This is a genomic window from Streptomyces nymphaeiformis, assembly GCF_014203895.1.
GTDB lineage: Bacteria > Actinomycetota > Actinomycetes > Streptomycetales > Streptomycetaceae > Streptomyces > Streptomyces nymphaeiformis.
The window spans coordinates 974,860-1,000,214 of the sequence record NZ_JACHJY010000001.1 but is presented as its reverse complement, the minus strand read 5'-3'; the positions used below and the strand labels follow the sequence as shown (position 1 = coordinate 1,000,214).

Annotated in this window: 25 protein-coding genes and 1 riboswitch; of the genes, 13 read left to right on the top strand and 12 right to left on the bottom strand. The window is 72.1% G+C overall.

Annotated elements, in window-relative coordinates:
• Nucleotides 1–10 precede the first annotated feature (10 nt).
• The 3 genes from GGE06_RS04480 (at nucleotide 11) to GGE06_RS04470 (ending at nucleotide 3,058) form a co-directional block, all read left to right on the top strand.
• Nucleotides 11–619 carry a TetR/AcrR family transcriptional regulator gene (locus GGE06_RS04480; protein ID WP_116161454.1) on the top strand — a complete coding sequence of 203 codons (609 nt, stop codon included), beginning with the start codon at nucleotides 11–13 and terminating at the stop codon, nucleotides 617–619.
• A 327-nt stretch (nucleotides 620–946) separates the two neighbouring features.
• On the top strand, nucleotides 947–1,594 hold the full coding sequence (locus GGE06_RS04475; RefSeq protein WP_116161453.1) for a DUF4126 domain-containing protein: 648 nt from the start codon (nucleotides 947–949) through the stop codon (nucleotides 1,592–1,594).
• A gap of 54 nt (nucleotides 1,595–1,648) precedes the next feature.
• Complete coding sequence (locus tag GGE06_RS04470) at nucleotides 1,649–3,058, top strand: phytoene desaturase family protein (protein ID WP_184930056.1); 1,410 nt, start codon at nucleotides 1,649–1,651, stop codon at nucleotides 3,056–3,058.
• Between the two features lie 4 nt (nucleotides 3,059–3,062).
• Here GGE06_RS04470 and GGE06_RS04465 read toward each other — a convergent pair whose 3' ends face one another.
• The 5 genes from GGE06_RS04465 to GGE06_RS04445 form a co-directional block, all read right to left on the bottom strand.
• Entirely contained in the window at nucleotides 3,063–3,884 is an 822-nt protein-coding gene (locus GGE06_RS04465) for a hypothetical protein (RefSeq protein WP_184930055.1), read from the bottom strand.
• Nucleotides 3,885–3,938: 54 nt separating this feature from the next.
• Nucleotides 3,939–4,856, bottom strand: a complete 918-nt coding sequence (gene metF, locus GGE06_RS04460; RefSeq protein ID WP_184930054.1) for a methylenetetrahydrofolate reductase [NAD(P)H] — start codon at nucleotides 4,854–4,856, stop codon at nucleotides 3,939–3,941.
• 143 nt (nucleotides 4,857–4,999) lie between these two features.
• Nucleotides 5,000–5,653 carry a thiamine phosphate synthase gene (gene thiE / locus GGE06_RS04455; protein ID WP_116161449.1) on the bottom strand — a complete coding sequence of 218 codons (654 nt, stop codon included), beginning with the start codon at nucleotides 5,651–5,653 and terminating at the stop codon, nucleotides 5,000–5,002.
• A gap of 117 nt (nucleotides 5,654–5,770) precedes the next feature.
• Entirely contained in the window at nucleotides 5,771–6,136 is a 366-nt protein-coding gene (locus tag GGE06_RS04450) for an Rv2175c family DNA-binding protein (RefSeq protein ID WP_116161448.1), read from the bottom strand.
• Nucleotides 6,137–6,179: 43 nt separating this feature from the next.
• On the bottom strand, nucleotides 6,180–7,343 hold the full coding sequence (locus GGE06_RS04445) for an NAD(P)/FAD-dependent oxidoreductase (protein WP_221517810.1): 1,164 nt from the start codon (nucleotides 7,341–7,343) through the stop codon (nucleotides 6,180–6,182).
• A gap of 133 nt (nucleotides 7,344–7,476) precedes the next feature.
• Nucleotides 7,477–7,589: riboswitch (TPP riboswitch) on the top strand.
• Here GGE06_RS04445 and thiO point away from each other — a divergent pair.
• From thiO to GGE06_RS42230, 6 genes are all read left to right on the top strand, one after another.
• A complete protein-coding gene (gene thiO, locus GGE06_RS04440; RefSeq protein WP_116165591.1) occupies nucleotides 7,587–8,786 on the top strand; it encodes a glycine oxidase ThiO in 1,200 nt (399 codons plus the stop codon). (Overlaps the previous riboswitch by 3 nt.)
• Nucleotides 8,783–8,983, top strand: a complete 201-nt coding sequence (gene thiS / locus GGE06_RS04435; protein WP_116161446.1) for a sulfur carrier protein ThiS — start codon at nucleotides 8,783–8,785, stop codon at nucleotides 8,981–8,983. Before thiO ends, thiS begins: the two co-directional genes overlap by 4 nt.
• Nucleotides 8,984–8,988: 5 nt before the next feature.
• Nucleotides 8,989–9,783: a thiazole synthase gene (locus GGE06_RS04430; protein ID WP_184930053.1), complete on the top strand. Its 795-nt coding sequence runs from the start codon at nucleotides 8,989–8,991 to the stop codon at nucleotides 9,781–9,783.
• Nucleotides 9,784–9,875: 92 nt separating this feature from the next.
• Entirely contained in the window at nucleotides 9,876–11,771 is a 1,896-nt protein-coding gene (gene pknB, locus GGE06_RS04425) for a Stk1 family PASTA domain-containing Ser/Thr kinase (protein WP_181924658.1), read from the top strand.
• A gap of 6 nt (nucleotides 11,772–11,777) precedes the next feature.
• Nucleotides 11,778–12,638, top strand: a complete 861-nt coding sequence (locus tag GGE06_RS04420; RefSeq protein ID WP_184930052.1) for a deoxyribonuclease IV — start codon at nucleotides 11,778–11,780, stop codon at nucleotides 12,636–12,638.
• Between the two features lie 82 nt (nucleotides 12,639–12,720).
• Nucleotides 12,721–13,380, top strand: coding sequence for a DUF4396 domain-containing protein (locus GGE06_RS42230; protein ID WP_184930179.1), 660 nt, complete (start codon nucleotides 12,721–12,723; stop codon nucleotides 13,378–13,380).
• Between the two features lie 31 nt (nucleotides 13,381–13,411).
• On the opposite strand, the gene GGE06_RS04410 is transcribed toward GGE06_RS42230, so the two are convergent.
• Nucleotides 13,412–14,068, bottom strand: a complete 657-nt coding sequence (locus GGE06_RS04410; RefSeq protein ID WP_116161441.1) for a sulfite oxidase-like oxidoreductase — start codon at nucleotides 14,066–14,068, stop codon at nucleotides 13,412–13,414.
• A 178-nt stretch (nucleotides 14,069–14,246) separates the two neighbouring features.
• On the opposite strand from GGE06_RS04410, the gene bfr reads away from it, so the two are divergent.
• The gene (gene bfr, locus GGE06_RS04405) at nucleotides 14,247–14,723 is read left to right on the top strand and encodes a bacterioferritin (RefSeq protein WP_043223049.1); all 477 of its coding nucleotides are present in this window, start codon (nucleotides 14,247–14,249) and stop codon (nucleotides 14,721–14,723) included.
• A gap of 16 nt (nucleotides 14,724–14,739) precedes the next feature.
• Here the strand turns inward: bfr and GGE06_RS04400 are convergent, their stop codons facing one another.
• Together GGE06_RS04400 and GGE06_RS04395 are read right to left on the bottom strand one after the other, a co-directional pair.
• Entirely contained in the window at nucleotides 14,740–14,988 is a 249-nt protein-coding gene (locus GGE06_RS04400; protein ID WP_116161440.1) for a (2Fe-2S)-binding protein, read from the bottom strand.
• 122 nt (nucleotides 14,989–15,110) lie between these two features.
• Nucleotides 15,111–16,511 (bottom strand): class II 3-deoxy-7-phosphoheptulonate synthase, encoded by a 1,401-nt coding sequence (locus GGE06_RS04395; protein WP_221517657.1) that lies wholly within the window; start codon nucleotides 16,509–16,511, stop codon nucleotides 15,111–15,113.
• A gap of 119 nt (nucleotides 16,512–16,630) precedes the next feature.
• On the opposite strand from GGE06_RS04395, the gene GGE06_RS04390 reads away from it, so the two are divergent.
• From GGE06_RS04390 to GGE06_RS04380, 3 genes are all read left to right on the top strand, one after another.
• On the top strand, nucleotides 16,631–19,441 hold the full coding sequence (locus tag GGE06_RS04390) for an N-acetylmuramoyl-L-alanine amidase (protein ID WP_184930051.1): 2,811 nt from the start codon (nucleotides 16,631–16,633) through the stop codon (nucleotides 19,439–19,441).
• Between the two features lie 93 nt (nucleotides 19,442–19,534).
• Nucleotides 19,535–19,591, top strand: a complete 57-nt coding sequence (locus GGE06_RS43965; RefSeq protein WP_101392327.1) for a trp operon leader peptide — start codon at nucleotides 19,535–19,537, stop codon at nucleotides 19,589–19,591.
• A 108-nt stretch (nucleotides 19,592–19,699) separates the two neighbouring features.
• Entirely contained in the window at nucleotides 19,700–21,571 is a 1,872-nt protein-coding gene (locus tag GGE06_RS04380) for an anthranilate synthase family protein (RefSeq protein ID WP_116161437.1), read from the top strand.
• Here the strand turns inward: GGE06_RS04380 and GGE06_RS04375 are convergent.
• The 4 genes from GGE06_RS04375 to GGE06_RS04360 form a co-directional block, all read right to left on the bottom strand.
• Nucleotides 21,568–22,566, bottom strand: a complete 999-nt coding sequence (locus tag GGE06_RS04375; RefSeq protein ID WP_116161436.1) for a 2-hydroxyacid dehydrogenase — start codon at nucleotides 22,564–22,566, stop codon at nucleotides 21,568–21,570. The two genes, GGE06_RS04380 and GGE06_RS04375, sit on opposite strands and share 4 nt — an antisense overlap.
• A 114-nt stretch (nucleotides 22,567–22,680) precedes the next feature.
• Nucleotides 22,681–23,328 carry a response regulator gene (locus tag GGE06_RS04370; protein WP_116165588.1) on the bottom strand — a complete coding sequence of 216 codons (648 nt, stop codon included), beginning with the start codon at nucleotides 23,326–23,328 and terminating at the stop codon, nucleotides 22,681–22,683.
• A gap of 20 nt (nucleotides 23,329–23,348) precedes the next feature.
• Nucleotides 23,349–24,563, bottom strand: coding sequence for a MacS family sensor histidine kinase (gene macS, locus GGE06_RS04365; RefSeq protein ID WP_116161435.1), 1,215 nt, complete (start codon nucleotides 24,561–24,563; stop codon nucleotides 23,349–23,351).
• 30 nt (nucleotides 24,564–24,593) lie between these two features.
• Nucleotides 24,594–25,325, bottom strand: a complete 732-nt coding sequence (locus tag GGE06_RS04360; protein WP_116161434.1) for a lysophospholipid acyltransferase family protein — start codon at nucleotides 25,323–25,325, stop codon at nucleotides 24,594–24,596.
• Nucleotides 25,326–25,355 lie beyond the last annotated feature (30 nt).

Below are 25,355 nucleotides of genomic sequence, written 5' to 3'. Positions count from 1 at the left end.
AATCGACGCCATGGACAGCAGCAGCACCCGACGCCAGGCCACGCGCACGAAGCTCTACGAGGCGGCCGTCACCCTCATCGCGGAGCAGGGCTTCTCCGCGACGACGGTCGACGAGATCGCCGAGCGGGCCGGCGTGGCCAAGGGCACGGTCTACTACAACTTCAAGAGCAAGACCGAGCTCTTCGAGGAGCTGCTGCGCCACGGGGTGTCGCTGCTCGCCGCCTCCCTGCGCTCGGCGGCCGAGGAGACCGTCGAGCGCGGCGGGACCCGGGTCGAGGCGCTGGACGCGATGATCCGGGCGGGCCTCGTCTTCATCGACCGCTACCCGGCCTTCACCCAGCTGTACGTGGCCGAGCTGTGGCGCACCGGGCGCGCCTGGAACTCGACGCTCCTGGTGGTCCGTCAGGAGGCCGTCACGGTGGTGGAGGGCGTCCTGCGCGAGGGGGTGGCGGCCGGCGAGCTGAGCGACGAGATCGACGTCCAGCTGACGGCGTCCGCGCTCGTCGGGATGGTGCTCGTGGCGGCCCTCGACTGGCAGGCCTTCCAGAGCGAGCGTTCGCTCGACGACGTGCACGCGGCGCTCTCGCGCCTGCTGCACGGGCGCGTGGGCGGCCGCTGAGCGGCCTTCCGGACCGCGCGGACGAAAGACCCGCGCCCGCCCCGACGGGCGAAAAGGCCGGTGCCACGCGCGCGAGGCCACCGAGGCGCACACGCGAAAGGCCGGTGCGGTGAGGCTCGATCCCCCCGAGCCTCGCCGCACCGGCCTCTTTCGCTCCCCCGTGCCGGCAGGTGCGCGCCTCCGTTCCGCAGCCCCGTGCCGGCGGTACCGGAGCCGCGCCCCTTCCGTGGGCTCCACTCTCTCCTCCGGGCACCACCGGGCCCATCCGCGCGCCTACTCATCTCGCCCCCTAGGTACGGATACTCAGTCCTGGTTACGATCGCGGGCGTGTCCGTACTCCCCCTCGTGTTCACCAGCGGCTGGGCGAGCGGGATCAACGCGTACGCGGTGGTCCTGCTGTTCGGCGTCTTCGGCGCGACCGGGCTGACCGACGAGGTGCCCGCGTCCCTGCAGCGCACCGACGTCCTCGTCGCGGCCGGCGTGCTGTTCCTGTGCGAGGCGGTGGCGGACAAGATTCCGTACGTCGACTCGATATGGGACTCCGTCCACACCGTGATCCGGCCGGTCGCGGGCGCCGTGGTCGGCGCCCTGCTCGCCGGGCAGAGCGGCTCGCTGCCGGAGCTGGCGGCGGGTGCGATCGGCGGTTCGACCGCCCTGCTCAGTCACTTCGTCAAGGCCGGGACGAGGATGGCGGTCAACACCACGCCCGAGCCGTTCTCGAACGTCGTCCTGAGCCTGGCGGAGGACCTCGGGGTCGCCGCGATCGTCACCTTCGCGGTCTTCCATCCGGTGGCGGCCTCGGTCATCGCGGCCGTCCTTCTCCTGTCGGGCCTGGCGATACTGGTCTTCCTGGCCCGGCGGATCCGCCGCTTCTGGCGCCGCCGGTCGCAGCGGCGGGAGGAGAGACGGCTCGCGGCGACGGGGGCGCGGCCACGGGCCCGGGGCCTGCCGGGCGACGGGTCCGAACACTTCTGACCGGGCCCGACCGGGCTTCCTGGGGTGTCCGAGGCGCCCCATAGACTCGCCCGCATGGCACGGATTGTGGTGATCGGCGCGGGACTCGGCGCCATGGCGGCGGCGGCCCGACTGGCGGTCGCCGGACACACGGTGACGGTGTACGAGAAGACGCCGACGTACGGCGGCGCGGTCGGCCGCTTCGAGCGCGACGGCTTCGCCTTCGACACCGGTCCCGGGCTGCTGCACCTGCCCGCCGTCTACCGGGACCTGTTCGTGAAGACGGGCAAGGAGCCCCTGGAGGAGTGCGTCGCGCTGACGCAGGTCGATCCGGCGGCCCGTCACGTCTTCGCCGACGGCACCCGCGTCGACCTGCCGAACGCCTCCCGGGCCGGCACGGTCGCCGCCCTGGACACGGCGCTCGGCGCGGGCGCGGGCGAGCGCTGGGGCGACTTCCTGACCCGGGCCCGCGAGGCCTGGGACCGCACCCGGCGCCCGCTCCTGGAGGAGCCGCAGCCCGCCGACCCGGCTCCCCTCGCCCGTGAGCCGTACCCGGCCCTGAAGGCGGGCCTGCTGCGCCGCCCGACGACCACGCTCGCCCAGGTCGGGGCGCGGGAGCTGCGCGACCCGCGGCTCGCGGCCCTCCTCGACGCGTACGCGTGGTCGTACGGCTTCGACCCGGCGACCGCCCCGGCCTCGGCCGCCGTCCTGCCGTACATGGAGCAGACCTTCGGCAGCTGGTACGTGGGCGGGGGCCTGCGGGCGCTCGCCGACGCGGTGTACGAGCGGTGCCGGAAGCGGCGGGTGGAGTTCGTGTTCGACACGGCGGTCGAGGACGTCCTGGAGAAGGACGGCCGGGCGGCCGGGGTGCGGCTGGCGAACGGCGGGACCGTCGAGGCCGACCACGTGGTGTCCGGGGCCCCGGTTCCGGCGCTCCACCACGGCGAGGGCGCGCCGCGTCACCAGGCGATCGGCACGGGCCGGGTGACGGTCTGTCTGGCCCTGCGCGGCCCCCGGGAGGAGGACGCGGTCCACCGGACCGTCGTGCACGCGGAGGGCGGGCGGCCGACCGTGACCGTGCTGCGGCCGGACGACCCGGCGCTGCACCCGGACGGCGCGTACGAGTCGGTGACGGTCACGGCGACCGTGCGCACGGCTGCCGAGCAGGACTGGGAGGCCTTCGCCGACCGGATGGTCGAGGCCGCCGGCCGGGCGGTCCCGGGGCTCGCGGAGCGACTGCTGTGGCGGCACGTCCGCACCCCGGAGGACGTACGGCGGGACACGGGCGCCGCCGAGGTGCCGGGGCCCGCGCTGGCCGGGGCCGACGGCCGGCTCCTGCCGGCCGCCAACCGCTCCCCGCTGCCCGGCCTGTACTTCGCCGGCGGCTGGTCCCACCCCGGCGGCGGGCTCGCGCACGCGGGCATGTCGGGCGCCCTTGTGGCCGGGCTCATCGTGGAGGGCGCGGACTTCCGCGGCTCCCAGTGAGGCCCTAGTAGCGGTACTGGTCGTCCGGGTGCGGCTGCTCGTAGCCGTACGGGGCCTGCGGCTGCTGCTGCTGCGGGGCGTGGTCGGTGTCGCGCTGCTGCGGGACCCAGACGCCGCCGGGCGGGGTGTCGTAGGTGTACGAGGGGGCGTAGGGGTCGGCGTAGTACGGGGTGTACTGCTGGCTGTCCGTGCCCGGGCCGATGTACGGGTCGGAGTACGCGGCGTACTGCTGCTGCCCGGCGGCGGCGCCGTAGTCGTAGGCGGGCTGCTGGGCATAGCCGGGCTGCTCGTAGGAGGTCTGGTCGTACGCGGGCTGCTCGTACCCGGACGCCGTGTAGGAGTCGTACCCCGCGCCGTAGACCCCGTACTGGCCGGTGTCCTCGGGCATGGGCTGCGGCTCGTAGACGGCCGTCGTCTCGGCGGCGGTCTCGGGGTGCGGGTCGTGGCCGGGACCGTCCTCCTCGCCGTACCCGGTGTCGTACCCGGTGTCCTCCGAGTCGTACGAGAGCTCGGTGACCTCCAGGGTGGGTCCGGCCGGCGCGGCGGCCCTGCGGCGGCGGCTCGCCCCCGGGCTGCCGCCGATCGCCCAGCCGGTGGAGAAGCCGCGGCGGAAGGAGAGCGTCACATAGGTCTGGCCGACGGCGAAGGCCACCGCCCCGGCGACGATGACGAGGACCGAGGGCAGCAGGACGCCGATGACCACGCAGAGGAAGCCGCCGAAGGCGAGCAGGCGCCAGCGCAGCCGCGCCTTGTACTGGAGGAGCACCTCCCCCAGCAGCCACAGTGCGACCACGCCGAACGCGATGTAGAGGACCGTCCACCCCATGCCCCGCCGCCCCTCTCCACGGTCACCGCCGCGGGTCGGGGCGGCTACGACCGGTCACGACTGCTCGTGCAGTCCGAGATTCTCGTAGATCTCGAGTGTCGCGGTGGAGCTGTTGAGCGTGATGAAGTGCAGTCCGGGGACACCCTCGGAGAGCAGACGCGCGCAGAACTCCGTCGCGAACTCGATACCGATGGAGCGTACAGCGGCGGGATCGTCCTTGACGGCGAGGATGCGGTCTTTCACGTCCGCGGGGAAGGCGGCGTTGCTGAGCTGGGGCAGCCGGTCGAGGGTCTTCACGTTCACGACGGGCATGACCTCGGGGATGATCGGGGTCTCGCAGCCCGCCTTCTCCACGCTGTCGCGGAACCGCAGGTAGTTCTCCGGGTCGAAGAACATCTGGGTGATCGCGTAGTCGGCGCCCGCGCGGCACTTGTTCACGAAGTGCCGGATGTCCGTGTCCCAGTCGAGGGACCGGGGGTGCATCTCCGGGAAGGCGGCGACGCCGACGCAGAAGTCTCCGGACTCCTTGATCAGCTGGACGAGCTCGGCGGCGTACTTCACGCCCTCCGGGTGCTCGATCCACTCGCCCAGCGGGTCGCCCGCCGGGTCGCCGCGCAGCGCGAGCATGTTGCGGATGCCGGCGTCGGCGTACTGGCCGAGGATGTTGCGCAGCTCGGCGACCGAGTGGTCGACGGCCGTGAGGTGGGCGACCGGGGTGAGGGTGCTGTCGGAGGCGATCTTCTGGGTGGCCTTGACGGTGCCGCCGCGGGTGGTGCCGCCGGCGCCGTAGGTCACGGAGACGAAGCTGGGGCCGACCGCCTCGACGCGGCGCATGGCGTTCCAGAGGACCTGCTCGCCCTTCTCGGTCCGGGGCGCGTAGAACTCGAAGGAGTACGACGTGTCGCCGGACGCGAGGATCTCGCGGACCGTGCGTGCACGGTCCGACCGGACGGAAGCGGTACCAAGGGCCATACGGGCAGGTTAGACGCGGTCCAGGGAACCGCGTGAATGCCGTCCGAGTGTTGGACACCTTTTCGGACAACTGTCGGGCGTCCGCCGGGCGGGTGCCGGACGCATGCCTGACGGGTGCCCGGCGGGCTCAGGCCTCGGCGGGCTCAGGCCTCGGCGCGCTCGCGGACGCGCTTGGCGAGGGCGGCCGTCGCGGCGGCCGGGTCGGCGGCCTCGGTGATGGCGCGGACGACGACGATCCGGCGGGCGCCCGCGTCCAGGACCTCGTCGAGGTTGGTCTCGTCGATGCCGCCGATGGCGAACCAGGGCCGGTCCTGGGCCAGCTCCGCCGCGTACCGGACGAGGCCGAGCCCCGGCGCGTACCGTCCGGGCTTGGTGGGGGTGGGCCAGCAGGGGCCGGTGCAGAAGTAGTCCACGCCCGGCTCGGCGGCGGCCGCGGCCACCTCGGTCTCGGCGTGGCAGGAGCGGCCGATCAGCACCCCGTCGCCGAGGATCGCGCGGGCGGCGGGCACGGGCAGGTCGCCCTGTCCGAGGTGGAGGACGTCGGAGCCGATGGCGTGGGCGACGTCGGCCCGGTCGTTCACCGCGAGGAGCTTGCCGTGCCGGCGGGCGGCCTCGGCGAAGACGGCGAGGTGCTCCAGCTCCTCACCGGCCTCCAGGCCCTTGTCGCGGAGCTGCACGATGTCCACTCCGGAGGAGAGCACGGCGTCGAGGAAGTCCGGCAGGTCGCCCTGGCGCTTCCGGGCGTCGGTGCACAGGTAGAGCCGGGCGTCGGCGAGCAGCTCACGAGGCGTGGACATGGGTGGGTTCCCCCCGTTCGTGCGCCGGCGCCGCGGCGCCCGGCCCATGGGGGCGGGGCGCCGCGACACCCGCGGGTGGTGTCTTCGGTGCGTTCGTACGTCGTCGGCGCGGGCGCCTCAGATGGCGAGCGCCTGGGCGCGGCGCTTCACCTCCGTGCCGCGATTCTCGTTGAGCGCCTGCGCGGGCGTGCCCGGCAGGCTCTCATCCGGAGTGAAGAGCCACTCCAGCATCTCCTCGTTGGTGAAGCCGTCGTCCCGCAGCACGGTCAGGAGCCCGACGAGGCCCTTGACGATCTTGTCGCCCTGGATGAAGGCGGCGGGGATCTGCAGGGCGTTGTTCTCGCCGCGGCGCACGGCGATGAGCTGGCCTTCCTTGATCAGCTGCCGCACGCGCACCACGTCGACATCGAGCATCTCCGCGATGTCGGGCACGTAGAGCCAGGCGGGGACGAGAGCATCGATCTTTGCGTCAATCTCGGTCACGGGACAAGCCTGCCATCCCGGACTGACAGCCGGTAGTCGGGCCCTACCGGACTGCCGCCTTCAGGGGGACGGACGGGTCCGCGGCGCGCTCCGGGTCGACGGGGACGGCGGCCTCGATGAGCTTGCGGCCCTGGGCCAGGTCGCGGGGACGGCCGACCGCGAGGAGGGCGACGGGCACCCCGGCGCGCAGCCAGAGCACGGACCAGGCCTCGTCGGCCGGGTCGCCGCGCCACAGCAGCTCGTCGGCGTCCGCGTGGTGCCCCGCGTACTGGACGAAGCGGCCGAACTGCTCGGACCAGAAGTACGGCACGGGGTCGTACGGCGCGTCGGCGGCGCCGGTGATCGCCGCGGCGACCGCGCGGGGGCCCTGGAGGGCGTTGTCCCAGTGGTGGACGAGGAGGCGCTCGCCGTAGCGGGCGGAGGGGAAGGAGGCGCAGTCGCCGACCGCGTACACGTCGGGCAGGGAGGTGCGCAGCCGGTCGTCGGCGGTGACGGCGCCGTCCGCGTCGAGGGCGATGCCGGAGCCGGCGAGCCAGCTCGTGGCGGGGCGGGCGCCGATGCCGACGACGACGGCGTCGGCGGGCAGTGCGCGGCCGTCGGCGAGGACGACGCGGCCGGGTTCGACGGTGTCCACGCGCGCGTGGGTGAGGAGTTCGGCACCGTTCGCCCCGTACCAGGCGGCCATGGGCGCGGTGACCTCGGCGGGCAGGGCTCCGGCGAGGGGGCGGTCGGCGGCCTCGACGACGGTGACGGCGCAGCCGGCCTCGCGCGCGGCGGTGGCGAACTCGGCGCCGATCCAGCCGGCGCCGACGACCACGACGGAGTGGCGGCGCTCCAGGACGGGTCCGAGGCGCACGGCGTCGTCGAGGGTGCGCAGCAGATGGACCCCGGGGACGCCCTCGGTGCCGGGCAGGACGACGGGCCGGGCCCCGGTGGCGACGACGAGCGTGTCGTACGCGACGGGTCCGGCCTCGGTGTCGATCTCGTGGTCGGCGGCGCGCAGCCCGGTGACGTCCAGGCCGAGGCGGAGCTCGATGGCGAGGTCCTCGAAGTCGATCTCGAAGGCGGAGTCCTCGGCCTTGCCGAGGAGGATCGCCTTGGAGAGCGGGGGCCGGTCGTAGGGCTGGTGGGGCTCGGCCCCGATGAGGGTCACGGGGCCGGTGAAGCCCTGCTCGCGCAGGGCGACGGCGGTCTGGACGCCCGCCATTCCGGCGCCGACGATCACGACGTGCTGCTGGGCCTGCTTCTGCTCGCTCACCCGACCACCTTACGCATCTGACGAACCGTCAGGAAGGGAGGGGTCTGTGGCGGCCCGATCGCGCGGGCTAGTCTGGCGGGCGTAAAGCACTCGCGGGAGCCCGGACGCACCGGGCTGAGAGGGAGGCTGGCCGGCCTCCGACCGTACGAACCTGATCCGGGTCATGCCGGCGAAGGGAGGGGCTGGACGCCCATGCGTTCTTCCGATGTCCACGTGTCCGACGGCCGCGTGTCCGATGGCCGCGTGTCCGACGTCCTCGTCGTCGGGGGCGGCATCATCGGCCTGGTCACGGCCTGGCGGGCCGCGCAGCGCGGACTGCGCACCGCCGTCGTCGACCCGGACCCGGGCGGCGGCGCCGCGCGGGTCGCGGCCGGCATGCTCGCCGCCGTCACCGAACTCCACTACGGCGAGGAGACCCTGCTCGGGCTCAACCTCGCCTCCGCCGACCGCTATCCCGCGTTCGTCGCCGAACTCGAGGAAGCCACCGGCCACGACGTCGGCTACCGCGCCTGCGGCACCCTCGCCGTCGCCCTCGACGCCGACGACCGGGCCCATCTGCGCGAGCTGCACGCCCTGCAGACCCGCTGCGGGCTCGTCTCCGAATGGCTCAGCGGCCGCGAGTGCCGCCGCCTCGAACCGATGCTCGCGCCCGGCGTCCGGGGCGGGCTGCGCGTCGACGGCGACCACCAGGTCGACCCGCGCCGGCTCGCCGCCGCGCTGATGGCGGCCTGCGAGCGGGCCGGAGTGGTCTTCCACCGGGCCCTCGCCGAGCGGCTCACGGTCGTACGGGACCGGGCGCGCGGCGCGGTGCTCGCCGGCGGCGCGGAACTGACGGCCGACCAGGTCGTCCTCGCCGCGGGCAGCCTCAGCGGACGGCTCGCGGGCGTGCCCGCGGAGGTGCTGCCGCCGGTCCGCCCCGTCAAGGGCCAGGTCCTCCGGCTGCGGGTGCCCCCCGCGTACGCCCCCTTCCTCTCCCGCACCGTCCGGGCCGTCGTCCGCGGCAGCCACGTCTACCTGGTGCCCCGCGAGAACGGCGAACTGGTCATCGGCGCCACCAGCGAGGAACTCGGCTGGGACACCACGGTGACGGCGGGCGGGGTGTACGAGCTGCTGCGCGACGCCCACGAGCTCGTCCCCGGCCTCACCGAACTGCCGCTCACCGAGACGTGCGCGGGCCTGCGCCCCGGCTCCCCGGACAACGCGCCCCTCCTCGGACCGAGCGCCCTGCCCGGCCTGCACCTGGCCACCGGCCACTACCGCAACGGGGTGCTGCTCACGCCCGTCACCGGCGACGTCATGGCCGAGGCGCTCACCACGGGCACCCTCCCCGACGAGGCGCGCCCCTTCACCCCCCGCCGTTTCTCCCCCGTACGTCAGGAGCAGCCCGCATGAACGTGTCCGTGAACGGCGAGCCCCGGGTCCTGACGGGCCCCCTCTCCCTGGACTCCCTCGTGGCCACCCTCACCACGGCCCGCGCCGGGGTCGCCGCGGCGCTCAACGAGACGGTCGTGCCGCGCGGCGAGTGGGCCACGACGCTGCTCGGCGAGGGCGACCGGGTGGAAGTCCTCACGGCCGTGCAGGGAGGCTGACCGCGATGTCCGACGACGTCTTCACCCTCGGCGGTACGGAGTTCACCTCCCGCCTCATCATGGGCACCGGCGGCGCCCCCAGCCTCGACGTCCTGGAACGCTCCCTCGTCGCCAGCGGTACGGAACTGACGACGGTCGCCATGCGGCGCCTGGACCCGACGGTCCAGGGCTCGGTCCTCTCCGTCCTGACCCGGCTCGGCATCCAGGTCCTCCCGAACACGGCGGGCTGCTACACGGCCGGCGAGGCCGTCCTGACCGCCCGCCTGGCCCGCGAGGCGCTGGGCACGGACTGGATCAAGCTGGAGGTGGTGGCGGACGAACGCACCCTCCTCCCGGACGGCGAGGAACTCCTCGCCGCGGCCGAGACCCTGGTCGACGACGGCTTCACCGTCCTCCCCTACACCAACGACGACCCGGTCCTCGCCCGCAAGCTGGAGGACGTCGGCTGCGCCGCGATCATGCCGCTCGGCTCCCCCATCGGCTCCGGGCTCGGCATCCGCAACCCGCACAACTTCCAGCTGATCGTGGAGCGGGCCGCGGTCCCGGTCATCCTCGACGCCGGCGCGGGAACGGCCTCCGACGCGGCGCTCGCGATGGAGCTGGGGTGCGCGGCGGTGATGCTGGCGTCGGCGGTGACGCGCGCGCAGGAGCCGGCCCTGATGGCGTCGGCGATGCGCCACGCGGTCACGGCGGGCCGCCTGGCCCACCGCGCGGGCCGGATCCCCCGCCGCCACTTCGCCGCGGCGTCGTCCCCGACGGAGGGCCGCGCGGCCCTGGACCCGGAACGCCCGGCGTTCTGACCTCGCCGCCCGGCGGTGCCGCGCGTCACAGGTGCGCTGCAGTCGGGGGCCGGAGGCGCGGGTCCCCCGTTCCCGGCTCGTAGACTCGGGCCGTGGACACGACCCTTCAGGACCCCCTCGTCGGGCGGCTGCTCGACGGCCGCTACCGCGTCGACGCGCGCATCGCCGTCGGCGGGATGGCCACGGTCTACCGGGCCGTGGACACCCGCCTCGACCGCGTCCTCGCGCTCAAGGTGATGCACCCGTCCCTCGCCACGGACGCCGCCTTCGTCGAGCGGTTCATCCGCGAGGCGAAGTCCGTCGCGCGGCTCGCGCACCCGAACGTCGTCGGGGTCTTCGACCAGGGCGCCGAGGGCGCGTACGTCTATCTGGCGATGGAGTACGTCGCCGGCTGCACCCTCCGTGACGTGCTGCGCGAGCGCGGCGCCCTCTCGCCCCGTGCCGCCCTCGACATCCTGGAGCCGGTGCTCGCCGCGCTGGGCGCCGCGCACCGGGCCGGGTTCGTGCACCGGGACATGAAGCCGGAGAACGTCCTGATAGGGGACGACGGCCGCGTGAAGGTCGCCGACTTCGGTCTCGTACGCGCCGTGGGCTCGGCCACCGCCACCACCGGCTCGGTCCTCGGCACGGTCTCGTACCTCGCGCCGGAGCAGATCGAGCACGGCACCGCCGACACCCGCGCCGACGTGTACGCCTGCGGTGTCGTCCTCTACGAGATGCTGACCGGCGGCAAGCCGCACACCGGCGACACCCCCGCCCAGGTCCTCTACCAGCACCTGAACACCGACGTCCCCGCGCCCTCCGCGACCGTCCCCGGGCTCGCCCCGGAGCTGGACGGGCTGGTCGCGGCGGCCACGGCCCGCGACCCCGAGGTCCGTCCGCACGACGCCGTCGCCCTGCTCGCCCTGCTCCGCGAGGCCCGCGCCGCGCTCGGCGACGAACAGCTGGACGCGGCGCCCCCGCTGGCCCGCTCCGAGGCCCGGGACACCGCCGAGGACCGGACCAGCGTGATCGCCAGGCCCGTGCCCGCGGAAAGCGACGTCCAGCACACCAACCGGCTTCCCGCCCCGGAGGCGCCCCCCGCCACCGCCCGCCGGCGGCCCCCGCGCGGCCCCCTCCTCCTCGTCGTCGCCGTCCTCCTCGCCCTCGGCCTGGGCGCCGGCGTCTGGTACATCAACTCCGGCCAGTTCACCCGCGTCCCCGCCGTCCTCGGCCAGTCCGAGGCCGCCGCGACGAAACGTCTCACCGACGCCGGGCTCGACGTCGGCACCACGAAGCGCGCCTTCAGCGACGTGTACGAGCGCGGCACGGTCATGGCCGCCGACCCGGCCCCCGGCGAGCGCGTCCGGGGCAACGGAACCGTCACCCTCACGATCTCCCGCGGCCCCGAGATCGTGAAGGTGCCGAACCTCAAGGGCAAGCCGCTCGCCGAGGCCAAGCGCCTCCTGAAGGAGGAGGGCCTGGCCCCCGGGGTGATCACCGGCGAGTTCAGCGACTCCGTCGCGCAGGGCTCCGTGATCGGCTCCGACCCCGAGCCCGGCACCGAGCGCGCCCCCGACTCGGCCGTCGCCCTCGTGGTCAGCAAGGGCTCCCCGATCGACGTGCCCGACGTCAGCGGCGAGACCGTCGCCGACGCCACGGCCGCCCTCCAGGAGGAGGGGCTCACCGTCCGGGTCGCCCCGGAGCGGATCAACTCCCCCGAGGACGCCGGCACCGTCGCGGCCCAGTCCCTCGCCGGCGGCAGCCGGGCGGCGGAGGGCGACGTCATCACCCTCACCGTCTCGAAGGGACCGAAGCTGGTCGAGGTTCCCGACGTGACGGGCGAGTCGACCGCGGACGCGCGCACGGCCCTGGAGGACGCGGGCTTCGAGGTGGAGGTCAAGAAGTCCTTCCCCTATCTCGGCGACACCGTCGCGAGCCAGTCCGTGGCCGGCGGCGGGACCGCGCCCGAGGGCTCCACCATCACCATCACGATCAAGGGACTCTAGAGACTCATGCGCAACCCCGTCGGCGGCCATGTCCCCGTGGCCGGTGGCCTCGCCACGACCGGCCTCGGCTACGCCCGTGAGCTCGGCGCCGAGACCGTCCAGGTCTTCGTCGCCAACCCGCGGGGCTGGGCGACCCCGGTCGGCAACCCGGCCCAGGACGAGCGCTTCCGGGCCGAGTGCGAGGCCGAGTCGATCTCGGCCTGGGTGCACGCCCCGTACCTGATCAACTTCGGCTCCCACACCGAGGCCACCGTCGAGAAGTCGGTGGAGTCGCTGCGGCACTCGCTGCGCCGCGGCCGGGAGATCGGCGCGAAGGGCGTCGTCGTCCACACCGGCTCGGCGACCGGCGGCCGTCCGCGCGAGGTGGCCCTCGCCCAGGTGCGGGAGCGGATGCTGCCGCTGCTCGACGAGCTGACGCACGAGGACGATCCGTACCTGCTCCTGGAGTCGACCGCGGGCCAGGGCTTCTCGCTCTGCTCGCGGACCTGGGACTTCGGCCCGTACTTCGACGCGCTCGACCGCCACCCCAAGCTGGGCGTCTGCCTCGACACCTGCCACATCTTCGCGGCCGGGCACGACCTGGCCGGCCCGCACGGGGCGGCGCAGACCCTCGACCTGCTCGTGGAGACGGTCGGCGAGGGCCGGCTGAAGCTGATCCACGCGAACGACTCGAAGGACGTCGTGGGCGCGCACAAGGACCGCCACGCGAACATCGGGGCCGGTCACATCGGCGAGGAGGCCTTCGGAGAACTCCTGCGCCACCCCGCCACCGACGGCGTACCGTTGATCATCGAGACCCCGGGCGGCAAGGAAGGACACGTCGCCGACATCGAGCTCCTGAAGAAGCTCCGCGAGCGCCGAGGATGATCATTTTCCCTTGAGGAATACCCTAGGGGGGTATACGGTTCCAGCGAAGGCAGGAACCGCATACGGGATGGGGGGCACTCCCATGAAGCACGAGGCGCACGCTCACCACGAACACGAGGGCCATGAGGCCCATGCAGGTCACGAGGGTCATGCGGGTCACGAGGCCCATGTCGGCCACCAGGGCCACGCAGGCCATGAGGGTCACGCAGGCCACGGCGACCACCAGGGCCACGCGGGACACGAGGGCCACCACGCCCACACGGACCACAGCGCCCACGCCGGTCACCACCACACCCCCGGCGGCACCGTCTCCTGGGCCATGGCCGCTCAGGCCACGCTGCACTGCCTCACCGGCTGCGCCATCGGCGAGGTCCTCGGCATGATCATCGGCACCGCGTTCGGCTGGGGGAACCTGCCGACGATGGTCCTCGCGATCATCCTGGCCTTCTTCTTCGGGTACGCGCTCACCCTGCGCGGCATCCTCAAGGCCGGCGTCGACTTCAAGACCGCCTTCAAGGTCGCCCTCGCCGCCGACACCCTCTCCATCGTCACCATGGAGATCATCGACAACGGCGTCATCGCCCTCTGGCCCGGCGCCATGGACGCGCACCTCGACGAGCCGCTCTTCTGGGGCGCGCTCGCGGCCTCGCTCGCGCTCGCCTTCGTGGTGACCACGCCGGTCAACAAGTGGATGATCGGCCGCGGCAAGGGCCACGCGGTGGTCCACCAGTACCACCACTGATCCAGAGCGACCGACGGACGGTCCGGGGCCGCTACAGCTCCGGGCCGTCTCCCGGTTCCTCCTGGTACGAGTAGCGCTGCTCCGTCCACGGGTCACCGAGGTTGTGGTAGCCGCGCTCCTCCCAGAAGCCCCGGCGGTCGGCCGCCATGTACTCCACGCCCCGGACCCACTTGGGCCCCTTCCAGGCGTACAGGTGCGGGACGACGAGCCGCAGCGGGAAGCCGTGCTCGGCGGTGAGCAGCTCCCCGTCCTTGTGGGTGGCGAAGATCGTGCCGTCCGCGGCGAAGTCGGCGAGCCGCATGTTGGCGCTGTATCCGTACTCGGCCCAGACCATCACGTGCGTGACGTGGGGCGCGGGCGGGGCGAGCTCCAGGATCGTGCGGGCGGGGACACCGCCCCATTCGGCCCCGAGCATGCTGAACTTCGTGACGCAGTGCAGATCGGACACGACCGTGGAGAACGGGAGCGCAGAGAACTCCTCGTGGTTCCAGCACCGCTTGTCGCCGTCGGCGGTCGCCCCGAAGACGCGGAACTCCCAGCGGTCCGGCTTGAACTTGGGGACGGGCCCGTAATGGGTGACCGGCCAGCCGCGCTGCAGCCGCTGCCCCGGGGGAAGATCCGGCGGAAGGTCCGGCGAACGATCCTGCTGACCCGCTTCCCGGTGTACTCCGCTCTCCGGCTGACCCATGTCATCCATGGTGACAGACCGCGAGGGGTGGTCATGACCAGGCGACCAACCGGGCGGTGCGATTCGGGCAACTGCGACTAAGCCTGCACTTACTGGACGCCCCCCATTCGGGGTGCGAGGATGCGGCCATCCCGCCTAGTGACGGCGTGGACACGTAGCGTGGAAGGATCCTGAAGCGATGCAGGGCGACCCCGAGGTCCTCGAGTTCCTCAACGAGCAGCTGACCGGCGAGCTGACGGCCATCAACCAGTACTGGCTGCATTACCGCATCCAGGACAACAAGGGGTGGACGAAGCTCGCCAAGTACACCCGCGAAGAGTCCATCGACGAGATGAAGCACGCGGACAAGCTGACCGAGCGCATCCTGATGCTCGACGGCCTGCCCAACTACCAGCGGCTCTTCCACGTACGGGTCGGCCAGACGATCACCGAGATGTTCCAGGCGGACCGCCAGGTCGAGGTGGAGGCGATCGACCGCCTCAAGCGCGGGATCGAGGTCATGCGGGCCAAGGGGGACGTCACGTCCGCCAACCTCTTCGAGGAGATCCTGGCCGACGAGGAGCACCACATCGACTACCTGGACACCCAGCTGGAGCTGATCGAGTCCCTGGGTGAGGCGCTGTACATCTCGACGCTGATCGAGCAGCCCAGCTAGGACGGGCCCTGAGGGCCTACGCGGCTTCCTGGAGCTCCGTGACCGTCTCCGTCGTCAGGGCGGGCATGCCCTGGTCGACGAGCTCGCGTCGCGGGCAGTTGCCGCGCCCGAGAATGGCCTGAATACGACGGACGCAGGAACCGCAGTCCGTTCCGGCCTTGCAGGCCGAGGCTATCTGGCGGGGCGTACACGCGCCCGCGTCCGCATGCTCCTTGACCTGCTTCTCCGTGACACCGAAGCATGAGCAGACGTACACGCGGTTCACCTCCCGCCGAGATCGTTAAGGCTAACCTAACCTTACCCGGCGACCCGGAGCCCCAAAAGCCCCGGATACGACGATGGGGCGCGGATCACAGCGATCCGCGCCCCACCTCCGTAGGAACCTACTTACTGATCGCGGTACATCTCCGCCACCAGGAACGCCAGGTCGAGCGACTGGCTGCGGTTGAGCCGCGGGTCGCAGGCCGTCTCGTAGCGCTGGTGCAGGTCGTCGACGAAGATCTCGTCGCCGCCGCCCACGCACTCGGTGACGTCGTCACCGGTGAGCTCGACGTGGATGCCGCCCGGGTGGGTGCCCAGCTCCTTGTGGACCTCGAAGAAGCCCTTGACCTCGTCGAGCACGTCGTCGAAGCGGCGCGTCTTGTGGCCGGAGGCCGCCTCGAAGGTGTTGCCGTGCATCGGGTCGGTGACCCAGGCGACGACGGCGCCGGAGGCGGTGACCTTCTCGACCAGCTCGGGGAGCTTGTCGCGGACCTTGTCGGCGCCCATGCGGACGATGAAGGTCAGCCGGCCCGGCTCGCGGTCCGGGTCGAGACGGTCGATGTACGTGAGCGCCTCGTCCACCGTGGTGGTCGGGCCGAGCTTGATGCCGATCGGGTTGGCGATCTGCGAGCAGAACTCGATGTGCGCGTGGTCCAGCTGGCGGGTGCGCTCACCGATCCAGACCATGTGGCCGGAGGTGTCGTACAGCTTGCCGGTGCGCGAGTCCGTGCGGGTCAGGGCGCCCTCGTAGTCGAGCAGCAGCGCCTCGTGGGAGGCGTAGAACTCGACGGCCTTGAACTCGGCCGGGTCGGTGCCGCAGGCCTTCATGAAGTTCAGGGCGTTGTCGATCTCGCGGGCGAGCGCCTCGTAGCGCTGGCCCGAGGGGGACGACTTCACGAAGTCCTGGTTCCAGGCGTGCACCTGGCGCAGGTCGGCGTAGCCACCGGTGGTGAAGGCACGGACCAGGTTGAGCGTGGAGGCGGAGGCGTTGTACATCCGCTTCAGGCGCTCGGGGTCCGGGATGCGGGCCTTCTCGTTGAAGTCGAAGCCGTTGACGGAGTCGCCCCGATAGGTCGGGAGCGTCACGCCGTCGCGGGTCTCGGTGCCCTTGGAACGGGGCTTCGAGTACTGGCCGGCGATGCGGCCGACCTTCACCACGGGCACGGAGGCCGCGTAGGTGAGGACGGCGCTCATCTGGAGCAGCGTCTTGAGCTTGGCCCTGATGTGGTCGGCGGACACGGCGTCGAAGGCCTCGGCGCAGTCGCCGCCCTGGAGCAGGAACGCCTCGCCACGGGCGACGGCTCCCATCCGGGCGCGCAGCTGGTCGCACTCGCCGGCGAAGACGAGCGGAGGATACGACTCGAGGTCCGCGATCACATCGCGCAGAGCCTCGGCATCGGGGTACTCGGGCTGCTGCGCCGCGGGCAGGTCTCGCCAGGTCGCCTTGGCGACGGCGTGGGAATCAGCGTTCACGGTCACAAGCACCACAGTAAGGGGTTCTTCGTCCGGTCCTGTCCCTCTGCCCATTGGCTGAGACGCGCGTCTCGAACGCCTGCCCGAAATGTCCACCGAGGATCTTCGAGTCGTCGCGGGGTGTTACCCTGCGGCCCGTTTAACAAGAGCAAAGTCGAATCACAGGGGTGGGCGTGACCCAGAGGCACCGCAGGGATCGCAAGAAGAAACGACTCTTGTACGGAGCGGCGGCGGCCGTCGTCGCCACCGCCACCATCGGCACCCTCGCGGTCGCCTCGCCGAGCCTTCTCGGCGCGGCCGGCGACGGCAAGTCCGGTGACGATGCTTCCCTCCAGACGCAGTTCGCAAACGCGGCCCGCGAGTTCGACGTGCCGCAGAGCGTGCTGATGGCGGTGTCGTACCGCCAGACCCGCTGGGAGTCGCACGACGGCGTGCCCAGCACCACCGGCGCGTACAACGTCATGGGTCTGACGAAGGTCGACCCGGAGGACATCGAGCAGGACACGGACGAGCAGCTGCTCGATCTGATGAACCGCAGCGGCGACCCGCGCGTCGAGAAGCGCTTCGACGGGAAGAAGGCGCTCGCCGCCCTCCCCGAGTCGAAGACGAAGATCGACACCTCCGACCCGACGCTGCACACGCTCGACAAGGCCGCCGAGCTGATCGACGGCTCGACCGACTCCGTGCAGAAGGACAGCGCCGCCTCGATCCGCGCCGGTGCCGCGCTCCTCGCCGAGTACCAGAAGCAGGCCGGAGCCGAGCTGTCCGACGACCCGGGCGACTGGTACCCGGCCGTGGCCCGCTACAGCCAGTCCGAGGACCGCAAGGGCGCCGACCTCTTCGCCAAGCGCGTCTTCGAGTCCATCAAGACGGGTGAGCGGGAGACCACCGCCGACGGCCAGCAGGTCGTCCTGCCGGCCGACCCGTCGGTGAAGCCGGTCAAGCCGGCGAACGTGCCGCTGGCCGCGAGCTTCACGGCCACGAACGAGACCCCGGCGGTCGAGTGCCCGACCGGCCTGGACTGCACCTTCATCCCGGCCGCGTACTCGCAGAACGACGGCAACTACAACATCGCGAGCCGTCCCGCCAACGGCTTCGACGTGCGCCAGATCGTCATCCACGACATCGAGGGCAACCACGACGGCGCGGTCACGGTCTTCCAGAACCCGCTGAGCTACGCCAGCGCCCACTACATCGTGCGCGCCGACGGCCGCGTGACGCAGATGGTGGAGACCAAGAACGAGGCGTACCACGCCGGCAACAAGACCCTCAACATGCACTCGATCGGCATCGAGCACGAGGGTTACGCGATCAAGGGCGACGCCGGCTGGTACACCGAGCCGGAGTACGAGTCCTCCGCCGCCCTCGTGAAGTACCTGGCCGCGAAGTTCTCCATCCCGCTGGACCGCGAGCACGTCATCGGCCACGACGACGTGCCGAGCATCCTGGACTCCAAGATCCAGGACCACTGGGACCCGGGCCCGTTCTGGGACTGGAACCACTTCATGAGCCTGGTCGGCGCCCCGACCGGTGCCGGTGGCGCGGGCGGCCCGCTCCAGGCCGGCCAGCTGGTGCGGATCGTCCCGCCGTTCACCGCGGCGAACCAGCAGCAGATGAAGTACACCGAGGACGGCGCCACCAAGACCACCGTGGCTCTGCCGGTCAACTTCGGCTACCTCTACTCGGAGCCCGTGGCCGACCAGACCAAGGCGCTGACCGACCCGTACTTCACCTCGGACGCCACGTACGGCTCCAACTGGGCGAACAAGGTCACGGCCGGCAGCACCCACGTCGTCGCCGAGTCCCGGACCGACTGGACCGCCATCTGGTACGGCGGCAAGAAGGCCTGGTTCTACAACCCGGGCGGCCAGTACACGGCCCCCGCGGGCGTGAAGACGGCGATCACCGCCAAGGACGGCCTCACCTCCGTCCCGGTCTACGGCCGCACCTACCCGGAGGACGCCGCCTACACGGGCACCGGCGTCCCGGTCCAGGCCAACAACGGCGCGTCGCTGACGAAGTACAGCCTCCCGGCCGGGCAGCTGTACGTGAAGGCCGGTGAGCCGGTCGCGGGCGACTACTACTACAGCGCCTACAACACCGACGGCACCCGCGTCGTCGGCACGACGAACATCTTCATCCCGATCCGCTTCAACCACCGCATGGCCTGGGTGAAGGCGAGCGACGTCAAGGAGGTCGCCACCACGGCGTCCGTCCGCACCGACAACCGCTACGACCTCCTCTCCCGCGACGCCTCCGGTGTCCTCTGGCAGTACCAGGGCACCGGTAGCGCCACCAGCCCGTTCCTGAGCAAGTACAAGGTCGGCGGCGGCTGGCAGGTCTACAACGCCATCACCCCGCTGACGGCGCTGCGCGCCGACGGCACCGGTGACGCCGTCGCCCGCGACGCCTCCGGTGCCCTCTGGTACTACCAGGGCAGCGGCAACCCGTCCGCGCCGTTCAAGGGCCGTCTGCGGACCGGCGGCGGCTGGCAGGTCTACGACCGGATCATCGGCGTCCGCGACCTGACCGGCGACGGCAAGCCGGACCTGATCGCCCGCGAGAAGTCCGGCGCGCTGTGGCTGTACAAGGGCACCGGCACCCCGGCGACGCCGTTCGCGCCGCGCGTGAAGATCGGCACCGGCTGGCAGATCTACAACGACGTCGTCAGCACCGGCGACCTCACCTCCGACGGCAAGCCGGACCTGATCGGCCGCGACAGCACCGGCGCGCTCTGGCTGTACAAGGGCACCGGCAGCGCCACCGCCCCGTACGCCGCGCGCGTCAAGGTGGGCACCGGCTGGCAGATCTACAACAGCATCACCGGTCCGAGCGACCTCACCGGTGACGGCAAGGTCGACTTCGTGGCCCGCGACGCCTCGGGCACCCTGTGGCTGTACAAGGGCACCGGCAGTGCCACCGCCCCGTACGCCACGCGCGTGCAGGTCAGCCCCGGCTGGCAGTCTTACAACCTGATCTTCTGATCGGGAAGTCGCCTCAAGAACGGGGCCCGGTCCGCACCGTCCACGGTGCGGACCGGGCCCCGTTCCCGTTCCCGCTTGCGTTACAGTGCTCGCATGTTCGCGCACTCGAACCAGAACTGGTGGTGGACCGCTCATCCGGCGGCCCACTGATCGCGCGTACACCGACAGACACGCGAAGGCCGCCCGAGGGGCGGCCTTCTCCCGTATCCGGGGCCGTTCCTCCTCTCCGTACTCCCACCGGAAGGAACGACACGTCCCATGGACCTCTCCCGTCTCCTCGACGACTCCTGCCCTCCCTTCGCCCTGCTGCGCCGCCGCACCCCCGGCCGTGACCACGACACCGTCGAGGTGCTGATCGGCCGGGTCCACGAGGCCGAGCGCCTCGCGGAGCTGCCCGTCGGGCCGATGCCGACGCTCGCCCTCGTGCCGTTCCGGCAGATCCGGGAGCGCGGCTTCGACGTCCGGGACGACGGCACCCCGCTCTCCGTGCTCGTCGCCGACGAGGCGTACGAACTGCCGCTCGCCGAGGCCCTGGCCGCGCTGCCCGCCCATGACGTACGGGTGGAGGGCGGCGGCTTCGACGTCTCGGACGAGGCGTACGCGGAGACCGTGCGGCGGGTCATCGACGAGGAGATCGGCTCCGGCGAGGGCGCCAACTTCGTCATCCGGCGCACCTACACCGGCGAGATCCCGGGCTTCGGGCGCGCCGACGCGCTCGCCCTGTTCCGGCGGCTGCTCGCGGGCGAGCGGGGCGCCTACTGGACGTTCGTCGTGCACACCGGGGACCGGACGCTCGTCGGGGCGAGCCCCGAGGTGCACGTGCGGATGTCAGGAGGGACGGTCGTGATGAACCCGATCAGCGGCACCTACCGCTACCCGGCCGGGGCCGCCCCCACCGCCGAGGACCTGCTCGCCTTCCTCGCCGACCGCAAGGAGACCGAGGAGCTCTCCATGGTGGTGGACGAGGAGCTGAAGATGATGTGCACGGTGGGCGACATGGGCGGGGTCGTGGTCGGCCCGCGGCTCAAGGAGATGGCCCATCTCGCGCACACCGAGTACGAGTTGCGCGGCCGGTCCTCGCTGGACGTGCGGGAGGTCCTGCGGGAGACCATGTTCGCGGCGACCGTGACGGGGTCGCCCGTGCAGAACGCCTGCCGGGTGATCGAGCGTCACGAGGAGGGCGGCCGGGGCTACTACGCGGGGGCGCTCGCCCTGCTCGGCACGGACGCGAACGGGGCGCAGACGCTGGACTCCCCCATCCTCATCCGTACCGCCGACATCGCGGCCGACGGCCGGCTGCGGGTGCCGGTGGGCGCCACGCTCGTGCGGCACTCGGACCCCGACGGCGAGGTCGCCGAGACCCACGCCAAGGCGGCGGGCGTCCTCACGGCCCTGGGGGTGCGGGAGGGACGGCCGGTCGACGCGTCGGCGCCGGTGCCGCCGCGGCTCGCCGACGACCCCCGGGTGCGGGCCGCGCTCGACGCGCGCCGGGCGGACCTCGCGCCGTTCTGGCTGAAGATGCAGGCCCGTTCGGCGGAGCTGTCCGGGCACGCGCTCGTGATCGACGCCGAGGACACCTTCACGGCGATGCTGGCGCACGTCCTGCGCTCCTCGGGCCTTGAAGTGTCGGTGCTCCGCTACGACGAGCCGGGGCTGCGGGAGCTGACCCTCGCCCACGAGGGGCCGGTCGTCCTCGGCCCCGGGCCGGGGAACCCGTCGGACGCCGCCGACCCGAAGATGCGCTTCCTGCGCGGCCTGACGGCGGAGCTCGTACGGGACCACCGCCACGGCCTGCTCGGCGTCTGCCTCGGCCACGAGCTGATCGCGGCCGAACTGGGCCTGGACATCGTCCGCAAGCGGACTCCCTTCCAGGGCGCGCAGCTGCGGATCGACCTCTTCGGGCAGCAGCGGACGGTCGGCTTCTACAACAGCTTCACGGCGCGGTGCGACGACCGGACGGCGACGGAGCTGGCACTGCACCGCATCGAGGTGAGCCGGGACGCGGAGACCGGCGAGGTGCACGCCCTGCGCGGACCGGGCTTCGCGGGCGTGCAGTTCCATCCGGAGTCGGTGCTCACGACGGACGGGGCCGCGCTCACCGCCTCGCTGCTCGCGGGGGTGCTGGTCTAGCCGATCCTCGGTACCAGGACGTTCTCGTCGCGTCGGCGCCCGACGTGGTTGAGGACGTTCTGGACCGTCGTGTCGATGATCTGGCCGACCGCGTCCAGCGTGTAGTACGCCTGGTGCGAGGTGACCACCACGTTCGGGAAGGTGACGAGGCGGGCCAGGGTGTCGTCCTCGATGCCCGCGAGGGACTTGTCGAGGAAGAACAGCCCGGCCTCCGCCTCGTACACGTCGAGGCCGACGCCGGTGAAGCGGCCGGCCCGGAGCTCGGCGACCAGGGCCTCGGTGTCGACGAGTCCGCCGCGGCTGGAGTTCACCAGGATGGCGTCGTCCTTCATGGCCTTGAGGGCGGCGGCGTCCACGACGTGGCGGGTGGCCTCCATGAGCGGGACGTGGAGGCTGACGAGGTCGGCCTCGGCGAAGAGCCGCTCCTTGTCGACGTACGTCATGCCGAGCTCCAGGCAGGCGGGGTTCTCGGCGACGTCCCAGCCGAGGAGCTCCATGCCGAAGCCGTGGGCGATCCGGGTGAAGGCCTCGCCGATCTTGCCGGTGCCGAGGACGCCGACGGTACGGCCCCGCAGGTCACGGCCCATCAGTCCGTCGAGCCGGAAGTCGAAGTCGCGGGTCCGGTTGGAGGCGCGGACGATCCGGCGGTTGACGGCCAGGGCCAGGGTCCAGGCGAACTCGGCGACGGAGTACGGCGAGTAGGACGAGACCCGGGCGACGGTGAGGCCGAGGCGCTCGGCGACGTCCAGGTCGATGTTGTTGAAGCCCGTGGAGCGCTGGGCGATCATCTGGGTCCCGCCGGCCGCGAGGGTCTGCAGGACCCGGTTGTTCAGGTCGGCGTTGACGCTGGTGGAGATGATCTCGTAGCCGGCGGCGATGGGAGCGGTGTCCTCGCTGAGGAAGACGCCCAGGCAGCGGACGTCGTGATGGCCGGCGAAGGCCTTCTCCAGGAGGGGCTTCTCGTCCGCCTGCACGCCGAATGCCAGGATTTCCACGAGGTCCCCTCACCGTCACGATGCGCCACACTTGGTCGATCTGCACGATATGCGTGATACGCGGGAATATCGCGCACATCGCGCAGATACGGCCCTTCGGGCGCCCCGGCCGCCTCAGGCGTCGTCGAGGCCCCGCTCGATGGCGTACCGGACGAGTTCCACCCGGTTGTGCAGCTGGAGCTTGCCCAGGGTGTTCTGGACGTGGTTCTGCACCGTGCGGTGCGAGATGACGAGGCGCTCGGCGATCTGCTTGTAGCTGAGCCCCTTGGCGACGAGCCGCAGGACCTCGGTCTCGCGTTCGGTCAGCTGCGGGGCCTTCGGCTCGTCGGCGCCGGCGGCCGGGGCGGGCTCGGAGGCCAGCCTGCGGTACTCGCCGAGGACGAGGCCGGCCAGGCCCGGCGTGAAGACGGGGTCGCCGACGGCCGTCCGGCGGACCGCGTCGATCAGCTCCTCCGTGCTGGCCGACTTGAGGAGGTAGCCGGTGGCGCCGGACTTGACCGCCTCCAGGACGTCCGCGTGCTCGCCGCTCGCCGAGAGCACGAGGACCCGCAGCTCGGGGCGGCCGCCGACGAGCTCCTTGCAGACCTGGACGCCCGGCTTGACCGGCAGGTTCAGGTCCAGGACGAGGACGTCCGGGGCGGCCGCGCCGGCGCGGCGCACGGCCTGCTCCCCGTCACCGGCGGTGGCGACCACGTCGAAGCCCGCCTCGGCGAGGTCGCGGGCGACCGCGTCCCGCCACATCGGATGGTCGTCGACGACCATCACCTTGATCCGCTGCTCGCTCACTTCTCCCCTGCCTTCCCCCGTGGAACCTTCAACTCGACTTCCGTGCCCTGCCCCGGGACCGAGATCAGCTCGGCCGTGCCGCCCAGATCCCGCAGTCTGCCCCGGATGGACAGGGCGACGCCCATCCGGCCCTCGCCCTCCGCCTGCGCGAGGCGACCCTCCGGGATGCCTGGGCCGTCGTCCCGGACGGTGACGATCACCTCGTCCGGCCAGTCCTCGATCAGGATCCACGCGTGCGCGTCCTCCCCGGCGTGCACCCGGACGTTGTCCAGGGCGGCGCCGACGGCGGCGGCCAGCTCGCGGGCCGCGGGCGACGGCAGCAGGACCGGGGCGCCCGGCTCGGAGAGCGTCACCCGGGACCCGGCGCGCGGGGCGAGCAGGACCCGGAGGTCGGTGGGGCCGTCCGCGTCGGCTTCGTCGTCCACCTCGACGACCCGGACGACGGCGCCCTCGGACTCGTCCTCGGAGACAAGGCTGGGTCGGGTGAGCCCGCCCGCGACGAGGGTGCGCAGGGCGACCTCCTGCTCCCCCGCCATCCGGCCGAGTTCGGCGGCCTCGCCCCCGAGGGCCGTGCCGCGCCGCTGCACCATCGCGAGGACCTGGAGGACGCTGTCGTGGATGTCCCGGGCGAGCCGCTCCCGCTCCCGGGTCGCGGCCTCGATCTCCAGGGCGCGGGCGAGGGTGCGCTCGGAGGCGCGGGCGACCTCGACGACGTAGCCGATGGCGATGGAGGCGACCCAGACGAGGAGCACGTTGTGGAAGGTGTCCCGGCTGGGGTGGCCGCGCTCGACGATGTTGGCGACGGCGACCAGGGAGGAGGCGACTCCGGCCCAGCGCCAGCCGCCCTTGATGGCGTACGCGAGGACGGATCCCGCGGTCCATATCGACGGCAGGGTGGGGCCGTCGATCGACTGGGCCTGGGCGTCGGCGAGCGGGGTGAGGAGGATGCCGACGAGGGCGACGGCGAGGTCGGCGACGAGGAAGCCCTTGGTGCAGCTGGCCGCGTTCGCCACCTTGGGGAGGGTGGCGAGCGTCCAGCAGCACAGCACCGCCAGATAGCCGATCGCGATCCAGGGCCGCTCGTACCCGCCCCGGTTGAAGGCGTAGTACAGCAGGACCGCGTAGACCATGGTCAGGACGCGGTAGCCGGTCAGCGCCCGCCACAGCGGCTGCTCGACCGACATGCGCACGACACGCTCGCGCTTGGCCATCTCCCCCACCCCGGACCCCCTCGCGGGGACTTAAGCGCCGGACTCTTCCCGAGCGGCGATCTCGGCCTTGACGGCCTCCTTGGCCGCCTTCTCCGCCTCCGCGATCTGCCGCTTGGCGGCGGTCGCGTAGATGTCGACGTACTCCTGGCCGGACAGCTTCATGATCTCGTACATGACCTCGTCGGTCACCGAGCGGAGGATGAAGCGGTCCCCCTCCATGCCCTGGTAGCGGGTGAAGTCCAGCGGCTTGCCGATCTTGATCCCCGGGCGCATCAGCTTGGGGACGACCTTGCCGGGCGGCTGGATCTTCTCCGTGTCGATCATGGCGACCGGGATCACGGGCGCGCCGGTGGCCAGGGCGACGCGCGCCAGACCGCCGGGCTTGCCCCGGTAGAGGCGGCCGTCGGGCGAGCGGGTGCCCTCGGGGTAGATGCCGAAGAGGCCGCCGCCCTCGATGACCTCGATGCCGGCCTTGATGGCGGCCTCGCCCGCGCCGCGGGCACCCGAACGGTCCACCGGGAGCTGGCCGACGCCCTTGAAGAAGGCGGCGGTGAGCTTGCCCTTCACACCGGGGGTGGTGAAGTACTCGGCCTTGGCGATGAAGGTGACCTTGCGGTCCAGGACGGCGGGCAGGAAGAAGGAGTCCGAGAAGGACAGGTGGTTGCTCGCGAGGATCGCGGGGCCCTCGGCGGGGATGTTCTCCAGCCCCTCCACCCAGGGCCGGAAGGCGAGCTTCAGGGACCCTCCGATGGAGAACTTCATTGCGCCGTAGATCAACTCGCCATGCCTTCC